This window comes from Actinoplanes sp. NPDC051494, assembly GCF_044454705.1.
In the GTDB taxonomy this organism is placed as follows: domain Bacteria; phylum Actinomycetota; class Actinomycetes; order Mycobacteriales; family Micromonosporaceae; genus Actinoplanes.
This window is the reverse complement of sequence record NZ_JBITDZ010000007.1, coordinates 18,686-42,515: the sequence shown is the minus strand read 5'-3', so window position 1 is coordinate 42,515 and position 23,830 is coordinate 18,686. Positions and strand designations below refer to the sequence as shown.

At 71.0% G+C, this 23,830-nt stretch carries 22 protein-coding genes; 12 read left to right on the top strand and 10 right to left on the bottom strand.

Annotation, left to right across the window (positions count from 1 at the left end):
• Positions 1-3: 3 nt before the first annotated feature.
• Positions 4-480 (bottom strand): MarR family winged helix-turn-helix transcriptional regulator, encoded by a 477-nt coding sequence (locus ACIA6A_RS23730; protein ID WP_396100016.1) that lies wholly within the window; start codon positions 478-480, stop codon positions 4-6.
• A 101-nt stretch (positions 481-581) separates the two neighbouring features.
• Here ACIA6A_RS23730 and ACIA6A_RS23725 point away from each other — a divergent pair, with 101 nt between their 5' ends.
• From ACIA6A_RS23725 to ACIA6A_RS23715, 3 genes are all read left to right on the top strand, one after another.
• Complete coding sequence (locus ACIA6A_RS23725) at positions 582-947, top strand: DoxX family protein (RefSeq protein WP_396100015.1); 366 nt, start codon at positions 582-584, stop codon at positions 945-947.
• Positions 948-1,074: 127 nt separating this feature from the next.
• Positions 1,075-2,706 (top strand): glucose-6-phosphate isomerase, encoded by a 1,632-nt coding sequence (pgi, locus tag ACIA6A_RS23720; protein WP_396100014.1) that lies wholly within the window; start codon positions 1,075-1,077, stop codon positions 2,704-2,706.
• Between the two features lie 23 nt (positions 2,707-2,729).
• Entirely contained in the window at positions 2,730-3,824 is a 1,095-nt protein-coding gene (locus tag ACIA6A_RS23715) for a winged helix DNA-binding domain-containing protein (RefSeq protein WP_396100013.1), read from the top strand.
• Here the strand turns inward: ACIA6A_RS23715 and ACIA6A_RS23710 are convergent.
• Positions 3,804-4,772: an FAD-dependent oxidoreductase gene (locus ACIA6A_RS23710; protein ID WP_396100012.1), complete on the bottom strand. Its 969-nt coding sequence runs from the start codon at positions 4,770-4,772 to the stop codon at positions 3,804-3,806. The genes ACIA6A_RS23715 and ACIA6A_RS23710 overlap by 21 nt on opposite strands.
• Positions 4,773-4,993: 221 nt before the next feature.
• On the opposite strand from ACIA6A_RS23710, the gene ACIA6A_RS23705 reads away from it, so the two are divergent.
• A complete protein-coding gene (locus ACIA6A_RS23705) occupies positions 4,994-5,896 on the top strand; it encodes an SCO2521 family protein (protein ID WP_396100011.1) in 903 nt (300 codons plus the stop codon).
• On the top strand, positions 5,893-6,840 hold the full coding sequence (locus ACIA6A_RS23700) for a DUF6879 family protein (RefSeq protein ID WP_396100010.1): 948 nt from the start codon (positions 5,893-5,895) through the stop codon (positions 6,838-6,840). The genes ACIA6A_RS23705 and ACIA6A_RS23700 overlap by 4 nt, the downstream gene beginning before the upstream one ends.
• An 11-nt stretch (positions 6,841-6,851) precedes the next feature.
• Here the strand turns inward: ACIA6A_RS23700 and ACIA6A_RS23695 are convergent, their stop codons facing one another.
• Genes ACIA6A_RS23695 through ACIA6A_RS23680 form a run of 4 tightly spaced genes read right to left on the bottom strand, consistent with a single transcriptional unit; the run spans position 6,852 to position 11,390 of the window.
• Positions 6,852-7,817 (bottom strand): SCO2522 family protein, encoded by a 966-nt coding sequence (locus ACIA6A_RS23695; RefSeq protein WP_396100009.1) that lies wholly within the window; start codon positions 7,815-7,817, stop codon positions 6,852-6,854.
• Positions 7,814-8,734 (bottom strand): SCO2523 family variant P-loop protein, encoded by a 921-nt coding sequence (locus ACIA6A_RS23690; protein WP_396100008.1) that lies wholly within the window; start codon positions 8,732-8,734, stop codon positions 7,814-7,816. Before ACIA6A_RS23690 ends, ACIA6A_RS23695 begins: the two co-directional genes overlap by 4 nt.
• 1 nt (position 8,735) lies before the next feature.
• Positions 8,736-10,580: an SCO2524 family protein gene (locus ACIA6A_RS23685; protein WP_396100007.1), complete on the bottom strand. Its 1,845-nt coding sequence runs from the start codon at positions 10,578-10,580 to the stop codon at positions 8,736-8,738.
• 33 nt (positions 10,581-10,613) lie between these two features.
• Complete coding sequence (locus ACIA6A_RS23680) at positions 10,614-11,390, bottom strand: SCO2525 family SAM-dependent methyltransferase (protein WP_396100006.1); 777 nt, start codon at positions 11,388-11,390, stop codon at positions 10,614-10,616.
• A gap of 513 nt (positions 11,391-11,903) precedes the next feature.
• On the opposite strand from ACIA6A_RS23680, the gene ACIA6A_RS23675 reads away from it, so the two are divergent.
• From ACIA6A_RS23675 to ACIA6A_RS23665, 3 genes are all read left to right on the top strand, one after another.
• Positions 11,904-13,013, top strand: coding sequence for an LLM class flavin-dependent oxidoreductase (locus tag ACIA6A_RS23675; protein ID WP_396100005.1), 1,110 nt, complete (start codon positions 11,904-11,906; stop codon positions 13,011-13,013).
• Complete coding sequence (locus ACIA6A_RS23670; RefSeq protein WP_396100004.1) at positions 13,010-13,615, top strand: CE1759 family FMN reductase; 606 nt, start codon at positions 13,010-13,012, stop codon at positions 13,613-13,615. Before ACIA6A_RS23675 ends, ACIA6A_RS23670 begins: the two co-directional genes overlap by 4 nt.
• A gap of 68 nt (positions 13,616-13,683) precedes the next feature.
• The gene (locus tag ACIA6A_RS23665) at positions 13,684-14,250 is read left to right on the top strand and encodes a histidine phosphatase family protein (protein ID WP_396100003.1); all 567 of its coding nucleotides are present in this window, start codon (positions 13,684-13,686) and stop codon (positions 14,248-14,250) included.
• A 7-nt stretch (positions 14,251-14,257) separates the two neighbouring features.
• Here the strand turns inward: ACIA6A_RS23665 and ACIA6A_RS23660 are convergent, their stop codons facing one another.
• The gene (locus ACIA6A_RS23660) at positions 14,258-15,352 is read right to left on the bottom strand and encodes an ROK family protein (RefSeq protein ID WP_396100002.1); all 1,095 of its coding nucleotides are present in this window, start codon (positions 15,350-15,352) and stop codon (positions 14,258-14,260) included.
• A 47-nt stretch (positions 15,353-15,399) separates the two neighbouring features.
• Here ACIA6A_RS23660 and ACIA6A_RS23655 point away from each other — a divergent pair, with 47 nt between their 5' ends.
• Positions 15,400-16,623 (top strand): MFS transporter, encoded by a 1,224-nt coding sequence (locus ACIA6A_RS23655; protein ID WP_396100001.1) that lies wholly within the window; start codon positions 15,400-15,402, stop codon positions 16,621-16,623.
• Positions 16,624-16,640: 17 nt separating this feature from the next.
• Here ACIA6A_RS23655 and ACIA6A_RS23650 read toward each other — a convergent pair whose 3' ends face one another.
• Positions 16,641-17,711: a hypothetical protein gene (locus ACIA6A_RS23650; RefSeq protein WP_396100000.1), complete on the bottom strand. Its 1,071-nt coding sequence runs from the start codon at positions 17,709-17,711 to the stop codon at positions 16,641-16,643.
• A gap of 141 nt (positions 17,712-17,852) precedes the next feature.
• Complete coding sequence (locus ACIA6A_RS23645) at positions 17,853-19,742, bottom strand: L-lactate permease (protein ID WP_396099999.1); 1,890 nt, start codon at positions 19,740-19,742, stop codon at positions 17,853-17,855.
• Between the two features lie 170 nt (positions 19,743-19,912).
• Here ACIA6A_RS23645 and ACIA6A_RS23640 point away from each other — a divergent pair, with 170 nt between their 5' ends.
• Together ACIA6A_RS23640 and ACIA6A_RS23635 are read left to right on the top strand one after the other, a co-directional pair.
• A complete protein-coding gene (locus ACIA6A_RS23640) occupies positions 19,913-20,917 on the top strand; it encodes a LacI family DNA-binding transcriptional regulator (protein ID WP_396099998.1) in 1,005 nt (334 codons plus the stop codon).
• Between the two features lie 160 nt (positions 20,918-21,077).
• Positions 21,078-21,542, top strand: a complete 465-nt coding sequence (locus ACIA6A_RS23635; protein WP_396099997.1) for a hypothetical protein — start codon at positions 21,078-21,080, stop codon at positions 21,540-21,542.
• A gap of 69 nt (positions 21,543-21,611) precedes the next feature.
• Here the strand turns inward: ACIA6A_RS23635 and ACIA6A_RS23630 are convergent, their stop codons facing one another.
• Entirely contained in the window at positions 21,612-22,280 is a 669-nt protein-coding gene (locus ACIA6A_RS23630) for a hypothetical protein (protein WP_396099996.1), read from the bottom strand.
• A gap of 166 nt (positions 22,281-22,446) precedes the next feature.
• Here ACIA6A_RS23630 and ACIA6A_RS23625 point away from each other — a divergent pair, with 166 nt between their 5' ends.
• Complete coding sequence (locus ACIA6A_RS23625; protein WP_396099995.1) at positions 22,447-23,817, top strand: HlyD family efflux transporter periplasmic adaptor subunit; 1,371 nt, start codon at positions 22,447-22,449, stop codon at positions 23,815-23,817.
• Positions 23,818-23,830: the final 13 nt, after the last annotated feature.

The following is a 23,830-nucleotide window of genomic DNA, read 5'->3' as shown; positions in this document are numbered from 1 at the left end:
GATTCACCCCGGGCAGTTCTCCCCGGGGTTGATGTTGCTGATGATGCGTTCGCTGATCTCGCCGAGTTTGCGCAGCTGGGCCGGGGTGAGGGCGTCGATCACGAGGCGGCGGACGAGGTCGACGTGGCCGGGGGCGATCGTGACCATGAGCTGCCGGCCGGCGTCGGTGAGGGTGGCGTTGGTGTAGCGGCCGTCGGCGGGGTCGGGGGTGCGGTGGACCCAGCCCCGGGTCTCGAGCCGTTTGATCAGGTGGGACAGGCGCGACAGGGAGCCTTGGGCCAGCTGGGCGAGGGTGCTGATCCGCATCGTGCGGCCGGGGGCGTCGGAGAGGGCGGCCAGCACGGTGTATTCGAACTGGGTGAGGCCGGCCTGGCGTTGCATCTGGCTGTCGAGCTCGGCCGGTAGGAGCACCAGCAGGCCGACCACCCGCTTCCAGTCTCGCAGCTGGTCGTCGTCGAGCCATTTCACGTCGTCGGGCACCCCACCAGTTTAGCGTGAACGTTCATGTCACAGTGGGTTGACCGTTCAACCTTGAACCCCTAAGTTTCAGTGGAACGTTCAACTCCTTGAAAGGCATCACCGTGAATATTGCGCTCTGGATCGTCGCTGGTCTGCTCGCTGCGGCCTTCCTCGCCGCCGGCTCCATGAAGGTGCTCAAGGACAAGGAAGCGCTCAAGGGTGCGGGCATGGGCTGGGTCGACGAGTTCCCGCCGAAGGTCATCGGTGGCCTCGAGATCGCCGCGGCGGTCGGCCTGATCCTGCCCGCGCTGCTCGACATCGCGACGATCCTGGTGCCGCTGGCCGCCACCGGGCTGGTGCTGATGATGATCGGGGCGATCGTCGTGCACGCCCGGCGCAAGGAGTTCCAGGCGCTCGCTCCCAATGTCGTGCTCCTGCTCCTGGCCGCGTTCGTCGCCTGGGGCCGCTTCGGTCCGTACGCGTTCTGATCCTTTCGGCCCTGAGCCCCGTTTTGATCTCTGTGACCGGTCTCGCCCCCCAGTAATTGCGGCAGGGGGGTGGGATCCGTGCCACGATGGCACCGAATAGGTCGGTTCAGGCGGGAGAGTCAAGGCAATGAGCGAACACGTTTCCGACAGCGCGGAATGGCAGGCAGTGCAGGGGCACGCCGAGAAATTCTCGAGTGTGCACCTGCGCGAACTGTTCGAGGGCGACCCGCGGCGCGGCGAGCGGCTCACCGCCCAGGTCGCGGACCTTTACGTCGACTACAGCAAGAACCTCGTCACGGACGAGGTGATCAGCGCGCTGGTGGCGCTCGCCGGGAAGGCGAAGCTGCGCGAGCGCACCGCGGCGATGTTCGCCGGTGAGCACATCAACGTCACCGAGGACCGCGCCGTGCTGCACACCGCGCTGCGGCTGCCGCGCGACGCCACGCTCGTCGTGGACGGCCAGGACGTGGTGGCCGACGTGCACGAGGTCCTCGACCGGATGGGCGCGTTCACCGACAAGGTCCGCTCCGGGGAGTGGAAGGGCGCCACCGGCGAGTCGATCAGGACCGTCGTCAACATCGGCATCGGCGGGTCCGACCTGGGTCCGGTGATGGCCTACGAGGCTCTCAAGGCGTACGCGCAGCAGGGCATCGAGTGCCGGTTCGTGTCCAACATCGACCCGACCGACCTGTACGAGAAGACCCACGACCTCGACCCGGCGAGCACGCTGTTCGTCATCGTCTCCAAGACGTTCGGCACCCAGGAGACGCTGACCAACGCCACCGAGGCGCGCAACTGGCTGCTCGCCGGCCTGGGCGGGGACGCGTCCGCGGTCGCCAAGCACTTCGTCGCGGTCAGCACGAACGCGCAGCGGGTCTCCGATTTCGGCATCGACACCGCCAACATGTTCGGCTTCTGGGACTGGGTGGGCGGGCGTTACTCGCTGCCGTCCGCGGTCGGCCTCTCGGTCATGATCGCGATCGGCAAGGAGCAGTTCGGCGAGCTGCTGGCCGGGTACCACGCCGTCGATCAGCACTTCCTCACCACGCCGCTCGAGGAGAACGTGCCGGCGCTGCTGGGCCTGCTCAATGTCTGGTACGACACGTTCCTCGGCGCCCAGTCGCACGCGGTGCTGCCGTACTCGCAGTACCTGCACCGGTTCGCGGCCTACCTGCAGCAGCTGACGATGGAGAGCAACGGCAAGCACGTACGCCTCGACGGCTCGGCGGTCGGCTTCCAGACCGGTGAGGTCTTCTGGGGCGAGCCCGGCACCAACGGGCAGCACGCTTTCTACCAGCTGATCCACCAGGGCACCAAGCTGATCCCGGCCGACTTCATCGGGTTCAGCGTGCCCAACCACGACACCGGCGAGATGCACGACCTGTTCATGTCGAACTTCTTCGCCCAGACCGGGGCGCTGGCGTTCGGCCGCACCGCCGAGCAGATCGAGGCCGAGGGCGTGGCCGCCGACATCGTGGCCCACAAGGTCATGCCGGGCAACCACCCGACCACCACGATCCTGTCCGAGAAGCTGACCCCGTCGGTGCTCGGCCAGCTCATCGCGCTGTACGAGCACATCACGTTCACCCAGGGCGTCATCTGGGAGATCAACTCGTTCGACCAGTGGGGCGTCGAGCTCGGCAAGGTCATGGCCAACCAGCTGGCGCCGCTGCTCACCGCGGCGACGGCGTCCGACACGCCGACCGACTCGTCCACCGACGCGTTGATCGCCCGTTACCGCAACCAGCGCGGCCGCTAGATAAGACGCTAGGGTCCTGTTCTGTGGAACTGACCATGGAACAGGCCCTGGCCGTGCGGATGCGCAGCCTGCTGCTGACGCGCGAGATTCGCCTCGGCAGTGTCGCCGAGATCGTCGAGTGGTTCGGCGCGATGCAGGCGCAGGACATGGCCAGCGGTCTGTGGTCGCTGGGCGTGCGCCTGCCGGGCTCGGTCCGCGCCGACATCGACGCCGCCCTCGAGCGGCGCGAGGCGATCCGCACCTGGCCCATGCGCGGCACCGTCCACCTCGTGCCACCCGCCGACGCGCACTGGATGCTCGACGTGATGGGCGTGCGGGCCCTCTCCGGCGCCGCGAAACGCCGGGAGATCATCGGCCTCACCGAGAAGACCGCCGACCGGGCCGTCGACGTCCTGCGCACCGCCCTGACCGGCGGCGGCCGCTTCACCCGGGCCGAGTGCCTGACGGCCCTCAACGACGCCGGGGTCGAGGTGAGCGGTCAGCTCGGCTACCACCTCCTCTGGTACGCGAGTCAGCTGGGCGTCACGTGCATCGCCCCGCACATCGGTAAGGAACAGACGTTCGTCCTGCTCGACGAGTGGGTGCCCCGGTCGGCCACCCCGTCGCGCGACGAGGCCCTGGCGCTGATCGCGCACCGCTACTTCCGCAGTCACGGCCCGGCCACCCCGGCGGATCTCGCCCGCTGGACCGGTCTGACCCTCACCGACGTCCGCAAGGGCATCACCCTGGCCGGCGACGCCCTCACCACCGTCACCGTCGAGGGGGTCCCGATGATCGTCGATCCCGCTCTGCTCGAACCGGACCCGGTGGCCCTGGACGACTGGGCGGCGCTGCCGGGCTTCGACGAATACATGCTGGGTTACAAGGACCGCTCGATGCTGCTCGACGACGCCCACTTCACCGCCGTGGTCCCCGGCGGGAACGGCATCTTCCAGTCCACGCTCGTCGAGAACGGCCGGGTCGCCGCCATCTGGAAACGCACTCTCGGCAAGAAGGCGGTCACCGTGCAGGTCACGCCTTTGGTGCCGCTCACGGCCGCCGCCCGCAAACGCGCCGAGGCGGCACTCGAACCGTTCGCGACGTTCGTCGGGCTCCCGCTACAGGTCACCGGCGAGTAGGCCGGCCACCGTCTCGGCGCAGCCCCAGGACAGGCTCACCCCGGCGCCGCTGTGCCCGTAGTTGTGCACCACGACCCGCCCGCCACCGGCCTCGACCCGTTCCACGCGGATCTGCTCACGCTGCGGCCGGATCCCGACCCGGTGCCCGAGCACCGTCGCGCCGGCGACCGCGGGCACCACGCCGGCGCACCGCTCGACGATGCCGCGCGCGACCTCGGGATCCGGCACCAGGTCGTCCACGTCCTTGTCGGCGCTGCCGCCGAGCAGCAGCACGTCGCCCTGCGGGAGCAGGTACGTCATCTCCTCCAGCTCGTCGGTGTGCTCGGCGAAGAATTCCGTCACCCCCGGGTTGCGGACCGCGACCAGCTGCCCCCGGATCGGCTCCACCAGCGGATCCGGCACCAGTTCCCGCGCGCCGATCCCGCTGCAGTTGACGACGACATCGGCCTGTTCGAACGCCTCGTCCAGCGAATCGAACCGCGCGGTCTCGATCGTGGTCCCGGCGGCGATCAGGCGCCGTTCCAGATAGGCGAGATAGGAGGGCATGTCGACGATCGGCGCGCGATAGCACCAGCCGCTGCGGAATCCGTCGGGCAGATCGGCCGCGGTGCATTCCCGGAACCCGGGCAGCGACGTCGCCCACCCGGGGGTGGCGATCTCCCGCCGGGACGCCTCCACCCCGTCGACGAGCCGCACCCCGGGGCGCCCGGCGCGTTCCAGGTCGCGCAGTACGCCGTACGTGTACATGCTCCACGCGGGAACCTCGGGATGATTGGCGTATATGGGGTCCCAGATGGCGCCGGCGGCGGCCGAGGTGCTGCTCTCGGGCCGGCGCTCGGCCACCACCCGGACGCGGAACCCCCTCGCGTCCTCGGCCAGGCGCACCGCGGTGGTCATGCCTGATATGCCGGCGCCGATAATGAGAAGATCGGGTCGGGCAGAGGTCATCTTTCGACGTTATCCGTCGGTTTCCTCTTGTGCTGATGACGAACGTGAATATCCGGCGGCTGCGGACTAAGGCGTGCCCGGGTTGTCGAGGGCCGCGCCGGGTGATAGCGAGATCTACGGAACGGGTATGCGTCAATACTCATTGTTGCAATCAGCGATCGGATGCGATCCAATCGGCGTACCGCGTCACACCTGGGGGGCAGATGCTCATCGTTGGTGAGGTGCACACCGGACTCCTGCGCGGGCGTGACCCGGTCACCCTGGAGGAGTCCCAGCGCCTGGTGGACCTGGTGGCCGGCGAGCCGGTGCTGGTCTCGCGGCGGCCGATCTCCTACGTGCGTTCCCCCGCGGTGCCCATCGGGGTCGACTGCGCACTGGTGCCCGCCGGGTCGGCACGGCAGGTGCGCGGTGTCGGCACGGTGCTGCAGCGGTCGGCGATCACCGGTGGACACGTGGTGCAGGGCTCCGCGTACGCCACGGTGTCGCGGGCCGGCGGCACCGCCCGGCAGTCCTGGTCGCACTACCTGGCCCGGCCCGGCGTGATCGAGGCCATCGGCAAGGTCCGCCCGGGCGAGCTGGCCGGGGTCCTCGCCGCCGGCTCGTCCCCGCTGGGCCTGCGGGAGGTCGCGTCCCGGGCCCTCGACCAGGTGCAGCGGGCCGGTGGGCGGCCGGGCACGTCCCGGCTGCGCAGCGCGCGGACCAGCGTGCGGTGGGTGGCCTGCGACGAGGGGCAGGGCGCGGTGCGGTTCGGGCTCGGCCGCGACACGCTGCGTACGGTCCAGCTGACCGTGACCGACCAGCCGGTCGAGGCGCTGGCGGCGCTCTGCGAGGACATCGCGCTGCACGACTGGCTGCTGACCACGCTGCTGGAGGCGGTCCGCAAGGCCGCGCCCGGCGTGCTCGCCCGCGACGACGTTCTGAACCGGCTCAGTCCCGTGATCGACTACCTGCTGCACCTGTGGATGCCGGACGCGCGCGGGGACGCGTACTCCGCGGGGGTCTGGGCCACGCTGGAGGCCCGTCCCGGCTTCAGCCGGCAATGGGACACGGTCGTGCGCCGGATCAGGGACCAGTTGTCGGCCGGTGCGGTCGCGGCGCTGGCCGCCGTGGGCCCGCGGCGATGACCTCGGCGGTCGTCACGCCCGGCAACGCCTCGAGCGTGACCCGCAAGGTCCTCACCACGGTCGCCACCGGCGGCCTGACGTTCCTCATCACCAACGCGCTCAACCAGCCGCAGGCCATCAGCATCACGCTGTCCGTGCTGATCGGGGGCATCGCGCTGCTGATCCGGTTCCTGGCCGACTTCGAGAAGCGGCTCGCGGCGCTGGAGCGTATCGAGGCCGAGAGCATCGTGGCGATGCGCCGGCTCGTCGACGACACGTTCCCTCAGATCAGCAAGGCGACCGAGCTGTATCGCAAGATCGACAATTCGGCGCTGGACGCCGACGTGGTCACCGAGCTCGTGGAGAACTCGACCCGGATCTCGCGGGACGCGCCCCGGATCGTCCAGCACTTCGTCCAGGCCAAGATCAAGGAGACGGCCGGGCTGCTCAAACAACTCGCCGAGGGCGGCACGATCACCTACTACGGCGAGGACCGCGAGTGGCTGCTCGGCCTGACGCGGACCGCCACCATCGGGATCGACGCGATCAGCATGGCGGCCGTCGACCACGGCCTCTGGCAGAGCGAGATCGGTCAGCGGTACCTCGACGCCCAGCGGCGGGTCGCGGCCGCCGGCAAACGGGTCCGGCGGATCTTCGTCCTCGACGCGCAAGGCACCGCCGACGACCCCGCGCTGCTCCGGGTCTGCGCCGAGCAGCGCCGGATGCAGATCCACGTCCGGCTGCTCGCCCGCGCCGACGTGCCTCCGCACCTCAAGGTGCAGGTCCGCGACATGATCGTCTTCGATGACACACTCGCGTACGAGACCACACCGACGCTGACCAACGACCCCGAGCTGGCCCAGATCTCCGAGACCCGGCTCGTGCTGACCATCGACCGGGTCAAGGAATGCGCCCAGCTCTTCGCCGACCTGTGGGATGTCTCGACCGAACCGGCGGTGGTCTGAGCGGCGCGGGCTCACATGAACGCGTACCGGATCCGGTCGACGAACTCGCCGGGCAGGGTGATCCGCTCACCCCGGGCGCGCGCCCGGAGCTGGTCCTCGATCGGCGCGGCGATCGCCACCTGCCCCAGGATCGTGCGGACCGCGACCTCGATCGGCAGGAACCGGGCGCCGAGCACGGAGAACGTCCGGTAGGCCCGGAACGGCGCGGCGTCCGGGTTCAGCTGCACGACCGGCGGCAGGGCGTCCCAGTCCGACGGGAGCTCGTCGAGCGACAGCATCCTCGGCGGGGCGACCGGCTCCCCGAGATGCCGGACCAGACCGAGTCGTTGCAGCTGCCAGACCGCGGCGAGGAACGGGCAGGACCACAACCGGTCGCCCGCCTCCTCACGCCACAGCTCGATGTCGAGAAAGATGGAGTGGTTCTTGACCGCGCTCTGCCGCGGCGGGCGCCACTCGGGCCGGGCGCTCATGGCCGAGCCGGGCCCGGTGGTGGGGGAGCGTTCCCCGTTGGTCAGCCAGCCGCTCTCCGACACCGGCGGCCGGGACCCGGTGGCCCCCTCGGGCGGCTCGCTGACCAGGTGATGCTCGACGATGCGGGCCAGCTCGACGCCCTCGGCCACGGCGCAGCCCGACTCCCGCGCCACGTAGTCGATCTCCAGGCCGGCCTCCGCCGCGGTGCTCGCCAGCATGGCCACCACCTTGTCCGGGGTGCTGAAGCGGCTGAAGTAGTCGTCGATCAGGAAACAGGTGCTGATCCGGGGCGTCGATCGCTCGGGCAACTCGGCCGCGGTGATCCCGCGCGCCGCGGCGGCCCAGGGCGCGACGAGGCGGAACTGGTCCAGCAGGTGTGCCGGACCGGCCTCGAAATCGTCCATGTACAGGTGGCCGAGCTCGACGGACAGGTGGGCCAGGGGCACGGACCGGATGACGGGGGTGGCGGACTCCTCGGTGAACACCTCGTAGGCCGGCAGCGTCACAACCCCACCCACGCGTCGTCATCGAAGATCTTCTTGGCCAGCTGCTCGAACGCCGCGACCGTCTCCTGGTTGGCGGTGCCGTGCAGCAGCACATCCTCGTTGGACAGCAGCTGCTCCTGCCACTGCAGCACCGGGTCGAGCGGGATCTCGCTCAGCAGCACCGACCGGCCGACGCCGAGACTGCCCGCGAGCTCGTGCAGGCGCCGGTTGCACCGGTCGAGCCAGGCCAGCTGCTCGGGGCGCAGTCCCTCCTGACCCTGCGCCGCGGGGTTCAGCACCGCGGTCCGGATGAACCGGATCGCGTTCTGCAGGGCCCACCGGTCGTGGCCCTGCTGGGTACCGGCGTCGAGGAGCCCGTGCTGGCCCCGGACCAGCCCGGCGGCCGCGATGATGTGCTGCCGGGTCCAGCGGTGGAACACCAGCCACCGGGCGTTGACCCCGGCCAGCTCCGGCCGGGCCGTCGCCGCCAGCACGATCTCGGTCGCGTACGAACGACCGGCGCTCAGGTCCACGATGGTGAGGTCGAACTCCTCGGACACGCGCAGGAACAGCTCGACGCACCGGTCCACCATGGCCCGGGTCGCCTGGAACTCGCCGCCGCCCCGGTCGCCCGGCAGCAGCGTCAGCCGGCCCGCCCCGGCCGGACGGCTGCGCAGCACGTCACGTTCCGACTCCGCCCAGACGTCGACGCGGCGGGGCAGCGCGATGTGCCCGAGGAAGTAGTTGTGCAGACCGTCGCCGGAGTCCACCCCGGCGGTCAGCTGGGGCAGTTCGAAGATCGCGCCGGAGGTCGGGCTGCCGAAATCGAAGTCCAGATAGCAGCTGTCAAGACCGTCCAGAGCCGTCCGGTACGCGAGATTGCTGCTGGTCACCGAGCGGCCGGTACCGCCCTTGTCGGACGTCGCGAAGATCAGCACGTCAGACCGTCCCCGTCGTGGCGCGCCGCGCGGCGGAGAGCCGGTCCAGTTTGCGCAGGACCTCCTCGGTCACCGCCACCGCGACGCCGGGACGCTCGCGCCGCACCGCCCGTGCCCGGTTCAGGTCGACACCGATCTGTTTCAGCTGCTCGGCCAGGGAGCGCCCGCTGTCGGTGGAGTTGTTGAGCAGCTCCCGGTCGTACAGGTGCTCGGCCTCGTTCAGCAGGTCCGCGGCGATCTGGGCGAGCAGATCGCTGCGCAACGGCGGCTCGTTGATGAACTGCGCGGCGGTGACCAGGCAGTCGACGACCCGCTTGGTGTAGTACCAGGACGCCTCGGTGTACTTCACGTCGAGTTGCGGGAAGACGCCGGTCGGCTGGTCCCAGAGCCCGCCGGGCAGCCCGTCGGAGAGCGCCCGGCTCGCCAGGTGGTTCCACATCTCGTCGGACAGGTCGAGCAGCAGGCTCCGGGACGTGCCCTCGGACAGCAGGCCGGCCAGGCTTAGCGTCCGTTTGAGCAGCAGCGGCGAGATGTCCGCGACCGTCCACGCGAGCCGGGGTCCGCCGGCGTCCTCGCTGCCCTCCAGCGGGAACCGCAGGCCCGGGTGGTGCACGTCGAGCGCGGCCTCGAGCTTCGACGAGCGGCGGGTGATCCGGCTGCGGTTGGCCACCTCCTCCAGCACCGAGGCGACCCGGGACATGTCGGCGTTGGAGGCCCGGTTCGCGACCATGTTCTGCATGACCATGCCGGTCACCAACAGCGTGAAGTAGTCGTTCTCGATCCCGTCGGTGGTGCGCCAGGGCAGGTCCTCCAGCGGCCAGCGACCCGATCCGTACGTCGCGATCGTCGCCCAGTAGGACCGGGTGAGCTCGAAGCGCAGCTGCAGCGCCTGGGCCAGCTTGGACTGGGCCTCGTCGAGCAGGCCGAGCAGCCGGGTGCGCTCGGACGACAGGGCCTGGATCGCGTCCAGCGCCACGGTGGTGAAGTACAGGTAGGGCGCGTTCTGGGCCACGCCGTTCAGCTGACGCCCGACGTCGGAGGTCTCGATCTCCGGTGCGTCGGTGACGATGCCCCAGCTCCATCCGCACTCGAACAGGCGGTTGGGCAGGTCGAGTTCACCGCTCTCGGCGGCGCCGGATCCGATGGTGACGTCGTCGCGCAGCCGGGCGTTGATCTCCCGGAGCGCTTCGCGCAGCTCCTCCACCACGACCCGGGACGGCCGCCGTTCCTGGTTGACCATGCGGACGAGTTCCTGGCCGAACTTGTCCTCGGCCGAGAAGACGTTGACCGCGAAGCTGCGCAGCAGGCCCACCATGGCGGCGGTGAGGCGTTTGCCGGCCATGATCTCCAGCGCGTCGATCTCCTCCAGCAGCCGCGTGCGGGTGACGACCTGACGGAAGACCCGGGTGAAGCCGGCGATGGCGAGCATCAGCGTCACGCTGATCGAGAACGAGTCCACCACGTCGAGCGAGCGCTGCTCGTCGCTGAGGCCGTTGCCCGCGCCCTCGCCGAGGAAATAGGTGTCGCCGGCGAAGATCGGCGTGCCGTCCGGCGCGGTGTAGCGGTTGCAGTACTCGGTGAGGGTCCGGATCAGGCGCTGCGGCACCTGGATGTTGTCGCCGAGTGCGCCGAGCGCGTCGAGCACGTCCCGGTTGGCGGCGTCCGGGTCGTCCAGCCGGAAGAGCGGGATCTCGGTGGCCGGTGCCATGATGCAGAGCAACTGTTCGGCGTCACTGATCGAATTCGCGCCGTCGCGGCCACCGAAGTGCCATGCTCCGTCGGGATAGGAGAGTCTGACCGTGGCGCGCCAGACATCGAGAAGTTGTTGACGTGGCTGGATCTGCATCGGTGCGCTGACACCTACCCGTCCGTGGGCCTTTTACAAGCGTTTACGTCCCGTGGCAACGACCATGCCGCCGTAACCGTCGCGCAGATCGTTGCTTTCCACTGTCGTGATGGTGACATCCCGCGCAACTTTGCCGAGCGCGCGCAGGATGTCGTTCTCGTCCACCGAGCAGGCGGGGAAACTGACCCGGCCCACCTGATAGCCGGAAGAGTCTTTCATGAATGCCGCCGCGAACGGGGATCCCGCCCGCAGGGAGTTGATGAACGTCCGGGTCGCCCGCTCGAACTCGTCGGTGCGGGTGGTGATCGATTCCGCCACGAAGAACATGGTGCCGATGTCGTACTGATCGGTGGGCAGCCCGAAGATGTTGCCCCGCGTCACCCGGGCGCGCCGGTGCAGCAGATCGAACGGCCGCTTGATGTCCGCGTAGTCCGGCCGCCCCCGCATGATATGCGCCCAGAAGTCCAACCAGGACTCGTTGGGTACGGCGGTCTGCGCGGTCAGCCAGTCGCAGTTGGTGGCGGCCCGTTCGTAGAGCGTCACCTCGGCGGCGAACGGGAGCATGGTCAGCGCCGGGTACAGATTGGCGCCGGCACCCACGTCGATCGCGCGGTCGCGCCAGCCGTCGCGTGGTTTGCGGGACTGGAAGTAGTCGGCGACGATCTCGATGATCTGCTCGTCGTCGGGGCGCAGGTGACCGTAGTTGTGATCGAAGTAGGCCGCGGAGTCGAACTCGTCCCAGTCGACGTCGCCGTTGCCGATCTGCGCCCACACGGTGGTGCGATTCTCTGCTGCGACGCGATCAGCCACGGGTCGATCTCCTCCGGCGGTTCGAGCGGACTCGCCGCCTCTTTTAGCGTAGGGCCCTGGTGCGCACATCGACGAGCGGCCGATTTCACATGACGCGACAGGTGTAACGCCGGACGCGGCGTGCGGGTATCGCCCTATTGTTCCCGGGATACCCGTTCGTGGCAGCCGAATCGGGTGTATATCCACGGGCGTGGGCGATAGCGTACTCCGAAAGCACTAGTCCCGCGACAACTACTTCGAACGAGTGAGGGGGTGCACGTCAGGGCCTAAAAGAATGTACGAGTATCAATATGAAGAGGCGCTGCGCCCGCTGCTGCTCATGACGCCGTGTGGCTCGACCGGGGCTGGGGTGGGATGCCGGGGAAGGTGGGAACCTCGATGGCCGCTCGGGGAGTGTGACCCGGACCGCACTTCACGGGAGATCTTTGACTGTGAAATAATTGCCGAGTCAAAGAGGTTGTGCGGGGCAGTCCGGGACGGCACGGTCCCGGCGGGGAAGTACAGGAGCCGGTCATGCAGTTCGGGATCTTCAGCGTCAGCGACATCACCACCGACCCGACCACCGGTCACACGCCGACCGAGGCCGAGCGCATCAAGGACATCGTCACCATCGCGAAGCACGCGGAGCAGGTCGGCCTCGACGTCTTCGCGCTCGGTGAGCACCACAACGAGCCGTTCTTCTCGTCCTCGCCGACGACGACCCTCGCCTACATCGCCGCGCAGACGTCGACGCTGCAGCTCAGCACCGCCACCACGCTGATCACGACCAATGACCCGGTCAAGATCGCCGAGGACTTCGCGATGCTGCAGCACCTCGCCGACGGCCGCGTCGACTTGACCCTGGGCCGCGGCAACACCGGGCCGGTGTACCCCTGGTTCGGCAAGGACATCCGCGCCGGGATCCCGCTCGCCATCGAGAACTACGCGCTGCTGCACAAGCTCTGGCGCGAGCACACCGTCGACTGGAAGGGCAAGTACCGTACGCCGCTGCAGGGTTTCACCTCGACCCCGCGCCCGCTCGACGAGATCCCGCCGTTCGTCTGGCACGGCTCGATCCGCAGCCCCGAGATCGCCGAGCAGGCCGCGTTCTACGGTGACGGCTTCTTCGCCAACCACATCTTCTGGCCGGCGTCGCACACCCAGCGGATGATCGCGCTCTACCGCGAGCGGTTCGCGCACTACGGCCACGGCGACCCGGACCAGGCCATCGTCGGCCTCGGCGGCCAGGTCTTCATGAACAAGAACAGCCAGGACGCCAAGAAGGCCTTCCGGCCCTACTTCGACAACGCCCCGGTGTACGGACACGGCCCGTCGATGGAGGACTTCACCAGCCAGACGCCGCTCACCGTCGGCAGCCCGCAGGAGGTCATCGACAAGACGCTCGGCTTCCGCGAGTACGTCGGCGACTACCAGCGCCAGCTGTTCCTCATGGACCACGCCGGACTGCCGCTCAAGACCGTCCTCGAGCAGCTCGACCTGCTCGGTGCCGAGGTCGTGCCGGTGCTCCGCAAGGAGTTCGCCGCCCGCAAGCCGGCCCACGTGCCGGACGCCCCGACCCACGCCTCCCTGCTCGCCGCCTCCCGTCTCGCCGCTTCTCGTCAGGAAGAGGTCGCCGCAGCATGAAGACCCGCTCTCTCGTCGTCATCTCGGCGGGCCTGAGCCAGCCGTCGTCCACCCGCCTGCTCGCGGACCGGCTGTCCGCGGCGGCGGTGGACCAGGCCGCCGGCCTCGGCACCGACCTCTCCGTGCGCGTCGTCGAACTCCGCGACGTGGCGCACGACCTGATGAACCACATGCTGACCGGCTTCCCGCCGGCGGCGCTCGAGGAGGTCATCGACGCGGTGTCGGCCGCCGACGGCATCATCGCGGTGACGCCGATCTTCAACGCCTCCTACAGCGGGCTGTTCAAGTCCTTCTTCGACGTGCTCGACAAGGACGCGCTGGTGGACAAGCCGGTCGTGCTCGCGGCGACCGGTGGCACGGGCCGGCACTCGCTGGCTTTGGAACACGCCCTGCGGCCCATGTTCGCGTACCTGCGGGCCGCGACCACGGCGACCGCGGTCTTCGCGGCCACCGACGACTGGGGCGCCGACGACGACCTGCGGACCCGGGTCGCCCGCGCGGCCGGTGAGCTCGTCCGCGAGATCGACCGCCGCGAGCCGGCCGTGGTCACCGACCCGTTCGCGCTGACCGCGTCGTTCGAGGACATGCTCGCCGGGACCTGACGTGGGGGAGATCTCGCGGCACGGGGGCCCCTGGCGGGGTACAAAGATTGGGAACCATAGGGGGCATCATGGGCGAGATCGTGCTCATCCGGCACGGGCAGACGGAGTGGAGCGCCAACGGGCGGCACACGTCGTACACGGATCTGGAGTTGACGGCGACCGGTGAGGAGCAGGCCCGCGAGGCCGGCAAGCGGTTGCAGGGGCGCACGTTCGCGGCGGTGATCTCCAGCCCCCGCAAGCGGGCGCTGCGCACCGCGGAGCTGGCCGGCCTCACCGTCACCGAGACCACCGAGGACCTCGCCGAGTGGAACTACGGCGACTACGAGGGCATCACCTCGGCGACCATCCACGAGACCACGCCGTCCTGGCGGCTCTGGACCGACGGCGCCCCGGGCGGGGAGTCGCCGGAGCAGATCGCGCAGCGGCTCGACCGGGTGCTCAAACACGCCCGGGGCCTGCTCGACCAGGGTGACGTCGCGCTGATCGCGCACGGCCACGCGCTGCGGGTCGCCGGTGCCCGGTGGGTCGGCCTGCCCGCGAGCGGCGGCGCTCTGCTCAAGCTCGACACGGCGACGATCTCGACGCTCGGCTTCGACCACGGCGAGCCGGCCATCGACACCTGGAACGCGCGCTGAGCCCTCCTCAGAGCGGGGCCAGCCCGGGAAGGCCGTAACGGGCGTCGAGGACCTGCATCGCGGCGCCGGCCGCGATCACGTCCTCGCCCAGGCTGGAGAGCGTCACCTCGACGGTCAGCCAGTCCGCCCGCGGGACCTGGGTGCGGATCGCCTCGGCGACCGCGCGCGCGTAGACCTCGCCGTGGCGCAGCAGGTCGGCTCCGGCCAGCACCACATGGGCCAGGTCGAGGGTCTGCAACAGATTGACCACGCCGACCGCCAGCACGGCGGCGGCGCGGTCGATGTCGCCGGCCGCGGCCGCGAGGTCGTGCACCGCCTCCAGGCATCCCCGGCGGCCGCACACGCACGGCGGCCCGTCCATCGCGACGACCGTGTGGCCGAACTCGCCCGCGTTGGTGTGCGCGCCGCGATGGGTGGCCCCGCCCAGCCACAGCCCGGCCCCGACGCCCGACTCCACCATGATCAGGGCGGCGTCGCGGAATGCGGCCCCCCGTCGCCAGGCCTCCGCGGTCACCCCCGCGGTGACGTCCTTGTCGAGGTGGACCGGCAGGGCGAGGGCGTCCGCGGCGAAATCCGCGAGCGGCACGTCGTGCCAGTGGCGCATCCGGTGGGCGTCGCGGACGGTGCCGGCCGCGTGGTCCAGCGGGCCGATCATGCCGATGCCGACCCCGGTCAGCCGGCCGTCGATGTCGTGCGCCGCCCGCACCGCGGAGATCATCTCGGCCATCCGGTCGACGAGCTGCCCCGGCGTGAAATCCGCGGGCAGCGGCGTCACCGCCGACCACAGCACGGCGCCGGCGAGATCGGTCAGGACCAACCGGAGGGTACGCCGGGAGACGTGCGCGCCGATCGCGTACCGGCTGGCGGCCACCAGCTCGTAGACCCCGGCCGGCTTGCCGATCGCCGGCCGGCGCACCCCGGCCGCAGCGACCACCCCCTCCTCGACGAGGCGGGCGAGGACCTTGGAGACCGCCTGCGGGGTGAGGCCGGTGGCGTCCGACACCGTGCCGCGCTCGAACGTGCGCATCGTCCGGGCGAGCGCCATGACCAGCGCCTCGTTGTAATCGCGCAGGAAGGTGAGGTCGGCCGCGGTGCGGTGCATGGGATCACACTACCCTTTAAAGCAACAGCGTTGCTAAAGTCGCTCCCGTGGAACATCTGAGCCCCCGTCACCGCTGGACCGCCCTGCTCACGCTCGCCCTCGGCGGTGTGGCGGTCGGCCTGACCGAGTTCGTCGCGATGGGGTTGCTTCCCGAGATCGCCCGCGGCCTGCTGCCCGCCGAATACGCCGCCTCCTCCTCCGACGCGGTCGCCAAGGCCGGCTGGATGATCAGCGCCTACGCGCTGGGCGTGGTCGTCGGCGCGCCCACCATCGCCGCGCTCACCGCCCGCCTGCCCCGCAAGAAACTGGTCCTCGGCCTGCTGGTCCTGTTCGTGCTCGGGACGATCGGGTCCGCGCTGGCCCCCACGTTCGAGCTCGTGCTGGTCGCCCGGTTCGTCGCGGCGCTGCCGCACGGCGCCTACTTCGGCGCGGCCGGTCTGCTCGCCGCCACCCTGATGGGCCCCGGCAACGAGGCCCGCGGCTTCGCGGCGGTGCTCAGCGGCCTGACCGCGGCCAACGTGGTGGGCGTCCCGCTGATCACCCGGCTCGGCCAGCAGTCCGGCTGGCGCGTGGCCTACCTGGTGATCGCCGGCGTCTTCCTGCTGACCCTGCTCGCCGTGGCGCTGACCGTGCCCGAGGTGCGGGCGGCCGAGGGCGGCTCGCCACGCGCCGAGCTGAACGCGCTGCGTACCCCTCAGGTGTGGCTGGTGGCGGCGACGGCGGCGGTCGGCTTCGCGGGCTTCTTCGCGGTCGACAGCTACATCGCCCCGATCACCACCGACGTCACCGGCCTGTCCACGGGCACCGTCCCCTGGGTGCTGGTCGCGGTCGGCCTCGGCATGACGGTCGGCAACGCGCTCGGCGGCTGGTTCGCCGACCGTGACCTGCGCCGCGCGATGCTCATCGGCTTCACCTGCGTGATCGCCTCGCTGGTCTTCTTCGCCCTGGCCGCCGGCACCACGATCGGCCTGTTCGCCGGCGCGTTCCTGATCGGCGCGACCAGCCTCTTCCTCGGCCCGGCCCTGCAGGCGAGGCTCATCACGGTGGCACCGGGCGCCCAGCTGATGGGCGCCGCGGTCAACCAGTCCGCCATGAACATCGCCAACAGCCTCGGCGCCGCGCTGGGTGGTCTGGTGATCGCCCGCGGTTTCGGCTACATCGCGCCGTCCTGGGTCGGCGTGGTCCTCGCCGTGATCGGTCTCGCCCTGGCCGCGGTCAGCTTCACCCTCGACCGCCGCTCCCGGCCGGCCGAACCCGTCGCTGTCGGCTGACCCTGGGCGTACCCCGTCTATCGGTCGCGGCGCAGCCCCCGCGCCGCGCGGCTCCGGAGGCGTGCGAACGTCCTCGGGGCCGCGGCCTGCTGATGCAGGGCGTCGGCCTGCCCCAGCAGCCCGACGATGCTCTCGATCGCGGCCTGCAGGATCTGACCGTCGTCGAGCTCGTCGGGTGACGGATGCCGATCGACCGTGGCCGGCCGCAGCTCGCTCAGATCCCCCTCGACCCGGCACGGATACCCGTCGAGTTCCTTGATCTGCCGGTCGGCCAGATCCAGGACCCAGCCGGCCCGGCCCGCACCGACGCCGAACCGCACCCGGTTCGGGGCCCGCTTCAGCACGGCGTCGACCAGATGCCGTTGGACCACCTTCTGGTACGGCGTCCGGTGCGGATACCGGTCCCCCAGCGCCGCGTTCACCCGGCGCAGCACCTCGATCTCGGCCGCACCCAGCGACGGGTTCGCCGGGGGAGCCGCGATGACGCAGACGCCCTCCGGAATCCCGATGACCCGGGCGAAACGCTGCCACAGCACGTCGTGCGGGGTCCCCGCCGGCGGCACGGTGATCAGGTGCCGCCGGTCGGCCGGCACCAGATCGCCCCACCGCATCAGCATCCGGTTCGTCGTGTGATCCCAGAAGGCGTCGTTCTTCCCCTGCTCGACGGCGCCGAGGAAATCGTCGAGGCGCCCGACGTTGCGCGCCCGGACGCCCTGCTGCCAGACCGAGGGAAACGTCCGCCAGAGGTCGCGGCCCGCCACGATGACGTGCACCTCCGCCGGTGCCAGGCTGCGTACGGCCCGTTCGGCCTGCTCGGCGGTGGCCCCGCCCAGCCCCTCGTTGGTGATGACGACGTCACCGGGCCACGCGGCCGCCTCGGCCGCCAGCCGGTCCCAGGTCCAGGTCGACGCCGGATCCCGCCAGGGCACCGAGCGCAGATCGGTCATCGCCTGGTCGTGGGCCGCGACCGACCCCGGCAGCAGGATGCCGGCCTTCTTCAGCGCATCCCTGTTCTTCCAGAGCACATTCTGCACATAGGTGCTGCCCGTCTTCGGCGCGCCGACATGCAGGTGAACGCGTCTGGCCATGGTGCCTCCCCGGACGCATTGTCGACCTGTCTGGTGGACAAGGGTGACACGGCGGACGGCGCCGGTCCGGTCCGGAACGCTTCTTTCATGTGACGGAACTTAACGATTCACGAATCGTCAACCTGCCGTGCCGCTTCCTCGTCAGGGGACCATCCAGCCCAGCACCGGCGTGGCCTGCAGGGTGACCAGCACACACATCACCAGCAGCAGGAGCAGACTCCAGCCGACCACCCGCCGGAAGATGTCCCCCTCCCGGCCGGCCATCCCCACCGCGGACGCCGCGATGGCCAGATTCTGCGGACTGATCATCTTGCCGAGCACCCCGCCGGACGAGTTCGCGGCCGCGAGCAGCAACGGATCGAGCCCGGCCCCGGCGGCGGTCTGCACCTGCAGGGCGCCGAACAACGCGTTCGCCGACGTGTCCGAGCCGGTCACCGCCACCCCGATCCACCCCAGGATCGACGCCAGGAACACAAAAGCACTCCCGGTGGCGGCCAGCGACTCACCCAGCGTGGTCGTCTGGCCGCTCTGATTCATCACGTACGCGAGAGCGAGCACCGCCATCACGGTGACAACAGCATGCCGCAGCTCGACGTAGGTCCGCCCGTACGCCCGCAGCGCCCGGCCGGGACGCACCCGCAGCACGATCGCGGTGAGCACTCCGGCCAGGATCATCAGGGTGCCGGCCGCGGGCAGCCAGCCCAGCGTGAACGTGGTGGAGGCCAGCGGCTTGCCGTTCGCGCCGAGCACCTCCAGCCCCGGCCACCCGAACGCGACCGTCCAGGGCGCCTCCGCCAGTGCCGCCTTCACCGGCCCGAGAGTGGCCACCGAGAAAATAGCAATGATGATCAGGTACGGAGCGTAGGCCCGCGCCACCTCGACAGCCGAATCCCGCCCGGCAACCTCACCCCGTGCAGCCGTTGGCGCCTCCGTCACCCGCGGCCCACCCCGACCGGCTGCCCGAGCCGGCCCGGCTGCCCGAGCCGTCCCGGATGGCTGGGCCGGCCCGGATGGCTGAGCGGGCGGGGACGCCGGGGCCGGATCGCGGGGGTGGGCGGTGTCGGAAGGCTGGACCGGGTCGGAAGGCTGGGCCGGGTCGCTGAGCTGGACCGGGTCGGAAGGCTGGGCCGGGTCGCTGGGCCGGGCCGGGTCGCTGGGCCGGGTCAGCCGGGGGGACCCGGCCGGCTGCCAGACGCGCAGCAGCAGGACCACCGCGGCGGCCGCCAGCAGGGCCGCGATGATGTCGGTGAGCGGCACCGAGATGAAATTCGACGCCAGGAACTGGCCCACCGCGAAGACCACGCCCGCGACCAGCGCCACCGGCCAGGTCTGGCGGACCCCGCGCCGGCCGTCGATCACCGCCACCAGGACCAGGGGTACGACCACCGCCAGCAGCGGCGTCTGCCGGCCGACCATGGCTCCGAGGGTCTCGGTGGTCAGCCGCGCGTCGTCGCTCGCGCCCGAGGTGACCGTCCCGAGCGTGACGATCGGCGTCGCGAGGGCGCCGAACGCCACCGGGGCGGTGTTGGCGATCAGGGCCACCGACGCCGCTCGCAGCGGCGGGAAACCCAGGGCCATCAGCATGACGACGGTCACCGCGACCGGCGTACCGAATCCGGCCAGTGCCTCCAGGAGTGCCCCGAAGCAGAAGGCCACGATGATGGCCTGGATCCGCATGTCGGGACTGACCCGTGCCATCGAGCGGCGCAGCACGTCGAAGTGTCCGCTGACGACGGTCAGGTTGTAGACCCAGATGGCGTTGATGACGATCCAGAGGATGGGGAAGAACCCGAACGCGGCCCCCTCCGTCGCCGACAGCACCGCCTGCCCGGCCGGCATCGCGTAGACGGCCACCGCCACCACCAGGGCCACGGCGAGCGAGATCAGCCCGGCCAGCCAGGCGCGCATCCGCAGGGCGCCGAGCAGCAGGAACAGGGTGAGCAGGGGGAGGACCGCGAAGAGCGCGGACACGCCGACGGAATCGGCGACGGGGTCGGTCACGATCGTGAACTGGTCGGTCATCTCAGCCATCCAGGTTCTTCGATGAGTCCTGAAGGCAATGTAACCGATCCGAAACCTGCGCCGGAACAATGACCCGCAAGCCGCCGGGGCCGCGCTGGGCGAGCGGTGGTGGCGGGCCGGTGGTTCGATGGGCCATGGTGGAGAGATCGTCCGGTGACAGGCTGGGGGTGGGTGCTTCGATGCCGCGGGTGACCAGCGCTGATGTCGCTCGGGCGGCCGGGGTCTCCCGGGCGACCGTCAGCTACGTCCTCAATGCGACCCCGCACCAGACCATTTCGCCCGCGACCCGGACCCGGGTCCTCGCGGCCGCGGCGAGTCTCGGCTATGCCCCCTCGGCCGCGGCCCGGGCGCTGCGGACCGGGCGCTCCGATGTGGTCCTCTGCCTGCTGCCGGACTGGCCCATCGGTCCGGAGGTGGGGGCCCTGCTCGCGAACCTGTCGGCCGAGCTCGGCCGGGCCGGGCTGACGCTGGTGGCCCATCCGGCGACGCGCGCCGACCGGCCGATCAGCGAACTGTGGAAGGCGATCACCCCGGCGGCGGTCCTTGCCTTCGCGGATTTCTCCGCCCCGGAGATCGAGGCCATGAGCGCGGCCGGGGTCGCCCTCGTCGTGGTGCTCCTGGGCCGGTCCGGGAGCGGTGCGCAAGGGCAACCGGCGGGAGCTCGGCTCGAGGGGTCGCAACGGCGGGTGGGGTGGCTTCAGGCCAGGTTTCTCGGCGGACGGGGGCACACGGTGATCGGGTACGCGTATCCCGGCGACGACCGGGTGCGGGCGTTCGCCGAGCCCCGGCTGGAGGGGGCCCGCGAGGGGTGTGCCGCGCTGGGGGTCCGGGGCCCGGATACGCGTACGGTGCGTCTCGATCCGGATTCTGCCTCGGTGGTGGTCCGGGGGTGGGTCGCGGCCGGGGTCACCGGGGTCTGCGCCTACAACGACGAGGTGGCGCTGGCGGTCCTGGCCGGGGCCCGCCGGGCCGGTGTCGCCGTGCCGGGGCAGCTTGCCGTGGTCGGGGTCGACGACATCGTCGCGGCGCGGCTGGCGGAGCCGGCGCTGACCACCGTGGTCACCGACCAGCAGGCGGTGGCGGCGCATCTGGCCGCCGCGCTGGTAGCCGCGGTCCAGGGTGGTCCGGAGCCGGTTCTCGACCTCGACGATGTGGTTCGGATCGTGGTGCGGGAATCGGCCTGACCCCGCGACGGCGTCACTGCGCGTGTCTCTTTGATCGGGGCTGGGTGATCCCCTCGATGGGTTGTCAACGGACCCACAGGTTTCGCACACGTGGGGCTCAGGCTGAGGGCGAAAGGTAGAGGGGGTGCAGGGAACGGAAGACGGCCCGGGGGAGTCCGAGATGCTTGTGCAGCTGAACCGCAACGATCAGAACGCGGCTTTCGCGCCGAACTCGACGGTGAGTCCCGCCGCCGATCTCAACCGGCGGCGACCTGACCCGGTCGTGTCCGTCCTGGGCTACCACGGCCGGGTGGCCGGGCTGGCCGCGCATCTGCCCGCCGGCTGGTCCGTGCGGTACGCGGGTGGCCTCGACGAGGTGCGCCTTGATGACATCGTGCTGGTCAGCGGGGCCAGGGAAGGTGACGTCACCGGGGCCAGGGCGGTGCTTCCCGGGCGTACCCGGATCGTTGCCCTGGTGGACGACGACGCCGCGGCCGAACTGGTCGCCGGGGTGCTGACCGCGGGCGCGGATGTCTGTGTCCGTGGGGGGCAGCCGGCCATCCTCGCCGGGCATCTCGTCGCCTGCCGCCGCCGTCAGCTCACCGACCGATGGATCAATCTCGAGTCGAACATCCCCGACTTCTGACCGCCGCACCCGGCAGGGGGACAGCGCCGGCGCGGGGGCACGCGCCGGCGCTGTGTGGGGGTGGGACGGTCAGGAGGTCGGGGACGGGCTTGCCGTGGGGGCCAGGGCCTTGCACGCTTCCATGGCTTCCTTGACCGTCGGGTCCGTGGTGGCCAGGCCGCCCTCGCCGATGGTCACGTCGTGGTCCTGCAGGCAGGTGCGGTAGGCCGCGCTCATGCCGTTGCCGCCGCCCTGCCGGTTGCCGCCGTTGCCGCCGCCCGCGCGCCCGCTCGGCCGCAGCGAGGAGCACGCCGTCTGGGCCTTTTCCCAGGTCGCGTCGTCGACGCCCGCGGGCTTGCGGATGCCGCCGCCACCCGGGAAGCCGCCGCCACCCGGCATCCCGGCGCCCGCGCTGCCCGAAGGACGCGGCATGCCGGACGGGAAGCCGCCGCCCTGCGGCCCGCCGGAGGGGAAGCCGCCGCCCTGGGGGCCGCCGGAGGGGAAGCCGCCGCCCTGGGGGCCGCCGGAAGCTCCGCCGGACGGTCGGTTGCGGGCCATGCCCGACGGCATGGTCACGGTGACGCCGTTCTCGCTGAGACAGCTGGTGTACGCGGCGAACGCGTCGTTCCCGTCGCCGCCGCCGGACGCCGTGGTGCCGGTGTCCGAGTCGCCGCCGCAGGCCGCCGTGATGAGCAGTGCCGCGGACGCGACGAGCAGGCCCGCGAGGCGGCGCGGGGTCGTTGTTCGGTTGATCGGCACGGGTTTTCTCCTTGCGTACGCGGACACGACGGTTCAGAGAAGACGCCACACCTGCACGCAACGTCGGATGTTGCTCGGAATTGGCTATGAGCCGGCCGGGCGCTCCTAGGCAACTCCCAGGCGGGACCGAGCCCGCGGCGAGGCGGGACCGGAACACTTCGCCGTCATGGGTAACGGCCTGACCGCCTGGCGCGGGGTGAACCGGCGTCGGGTGTGGCTGACGGCCGGCGTGGTGCTGATTCTGGTGCTGGTGGCGGGGGTGGCACGGGCGGTGACCGCCGGTGCCGATGACGAACCCGCCGCGGCCGCCGCCACCGTCGCGGTGGACAGGGGTGCGGTGACGACCGAGGTCGCCACGACCGGGACGGTGCAGCCGGCGACGACACGCGGGCTCGCGTTCGCGGTCGGCGGCACGGTGGAGAGTGTGCGGGTGCGCGCGGGCACGGTGGTCACGGCCGGGCAGGAGCTCGCCACCATCGACGACGCGGATGCCGCGGCGGCGGTCGACTCGGCTCAGGACACGCTGGCCGACGCCGAGGACGCGCTGACCGAGGCCCGGGAGGCGCAGGCCGAGGAGGACAGCAGCACGGCGAGCACCCCGGCGACCGGGTGTGTGGCGCCGGCCGCGTACGCGGATCCGAGCCCGGCCACCGCGTCGCCCACCCCCTCGCCGACCGCGACGGCCGGTCCGAGCAGGACGGTGACGACCAGCCCGGCCAAGACGACGGCGCCGGTGAAGACGACCGCGCCCGTAAAGACGACCGCGCCGGTCAAGACGACCGCGCCCGCAAGGACAACCGCGCCGGTCACGACGACCGCACCGGCCCGGAACGGCGGTGGTGGCGCCCCGGCGACGACCACGCGGGCCGGCAGCTGCGCCACCGGCGCCCAGACCCAGCAGGGTGGCGGCCAGCAGGCTGGCGGCCAGCAGGGTGGCGACGCGGTGCTCAGCGCCGAGCAGCGGGTCAATCAGGCCCAGGTCGCGCTGGAGAACGCCGAGGACGATCTCGAGGGCACCACGATCACCGCGCCGATCGCCGGCCGGGTGCTGTCGGTGTCGGGCAAGGTCGGCAGCCAGGTCGGTTCCGGTTCGACGTTCATCAGCCTGGCCGATGTGTACGACATGCAGGTCAGCGCCGATTTCCCGGAGGCCGACGCGGACCGGCTCGCGGTGGCGCAGAAGGGCACCGTCACGCTCGCCGACCGGACGGCGGACAGTCTCGGCGCGACCGTCGTGCAGGTGGACCCGGTGGGGACGAACGACGGCACCCTGGTCCGCTACGGGGTGGTGCTGTCGTTCGCGGACGCCCCGGACGACCTGCTGGTCGGGCAGAGCGCCGCGGTGCGGGTGACGACCGGTTCGGCCGGGAACGTGCTGCGGGTGCCGAGCACCGCCGTGCACGATGTCGCCGGGGACAGCGCGACGGTGCTGCGCGACGGCGCCGAGGTCACCGTCGGTGTCGGGCTGCGGGGCGACCAGTACACGGAGATCACCTCCGGGCTCACGGAGGGTGAGAGCGTGACCCGGTCGTGGTGACCTCAGCGGGCTC

Excerpts from the sequence above, each read along its gene's own strand:
- pgi (WP_396100014.1), top strand. The coding sequence starts at position 1,075 with ATGAGCGAACACGTTTCCGACAGCGCGGAATGGCAGGCAGTGCAGGGG.
- ACIA6A_RS23710 (WP_396100012.1), bottom strand. The coding sequence starts at position 4,772 with ATGACCTCTGCCCGACCCGATCTTCTCATTATCGGCGCCGGCATATCA.
- ACIA6A_RS23700 (WP_396100010.1), top strand. The coding sequence starts at position 5,893 with ATGACCTCGGCGGTCGTCACGCCCGGCAACGCCTCGAGCGTGACCCGC.
- ACIA6A_RS23685 (WP_396100007.1), bottom strand. The coding sequence starts at position 10,580 with ATGCAGATCCAGCCACGTCAACAACTTCTCGATGTCTGGCGCGCCACG.
- ACIA6A_RS23675 (WP_396100005.1), top strand. The coding sequence starts at position 11,904 with ATGCAGTTCGGGATCTTCAGCGTCAGCGACATCACCACCGACCCGACC.
- ACIA6A_RS23670 (WP_396100004.1), top strand. The coding sequence starts at position 13,010 with ATGAAGACCCGCTCTCTCGTCGTCATCTCGGCGGGCCTGAGCCAGCCG.
- ACIA6A_RS23665 (WP_396100003.1), top strand. The coding sequence starts at position 13,684 with ATGGGCGAGATCGTGCTCATCCGGCACGGGCAGACGGAGTGGAGCGCC.
- ACIA6A_RS23660 (WP_396100002.1), bottom strand. The coding sequence starts at position 15,352 with ATGCACCGCACCGCGGCCGACCTCACCTTCCTGCGCGATTACAACGAG.
- ACIA6A_RS23650 (WP_396100000.1), bottom strand. The coding sequence starts at position 17,711 with ATGGCCAGACGCGTTCACCTGCATGTCGGCGCGCCGAAGACGGGCAGC.
- ACIA6A_RS23645 (WP_396099999.1), bottom strand. The coding sequence starts at position 19,742 with ATGGCTGAGATGACCGACCAGTTCACGATCGTGACCGACCCCGTCGCC.
- ACIA6A_RS23640 (WP_396099998.1), top strand. The coding sequence starts at position 19,913 with ATGCCGCGGGTGACCAGCGCTGATGTCGCTCGGGCGGCCGGGGTCTCC.
- ACIA6A_RS23635 (WP_396099997.1), top strand. The coding sequence starts at position 21,078 with ATGCTTGTGCAGCTGAACCGCAACGATCAGAACGCGGCTTTCGCGCCG.
- ACIA6A_RS23625 (WP_396099995.1), top strand. The coding sequence starts at position 22,447 with ATGGGTAACGGCCTGACCGCCTGGCGCGGGGTGAACCGGCGTCGGGTG.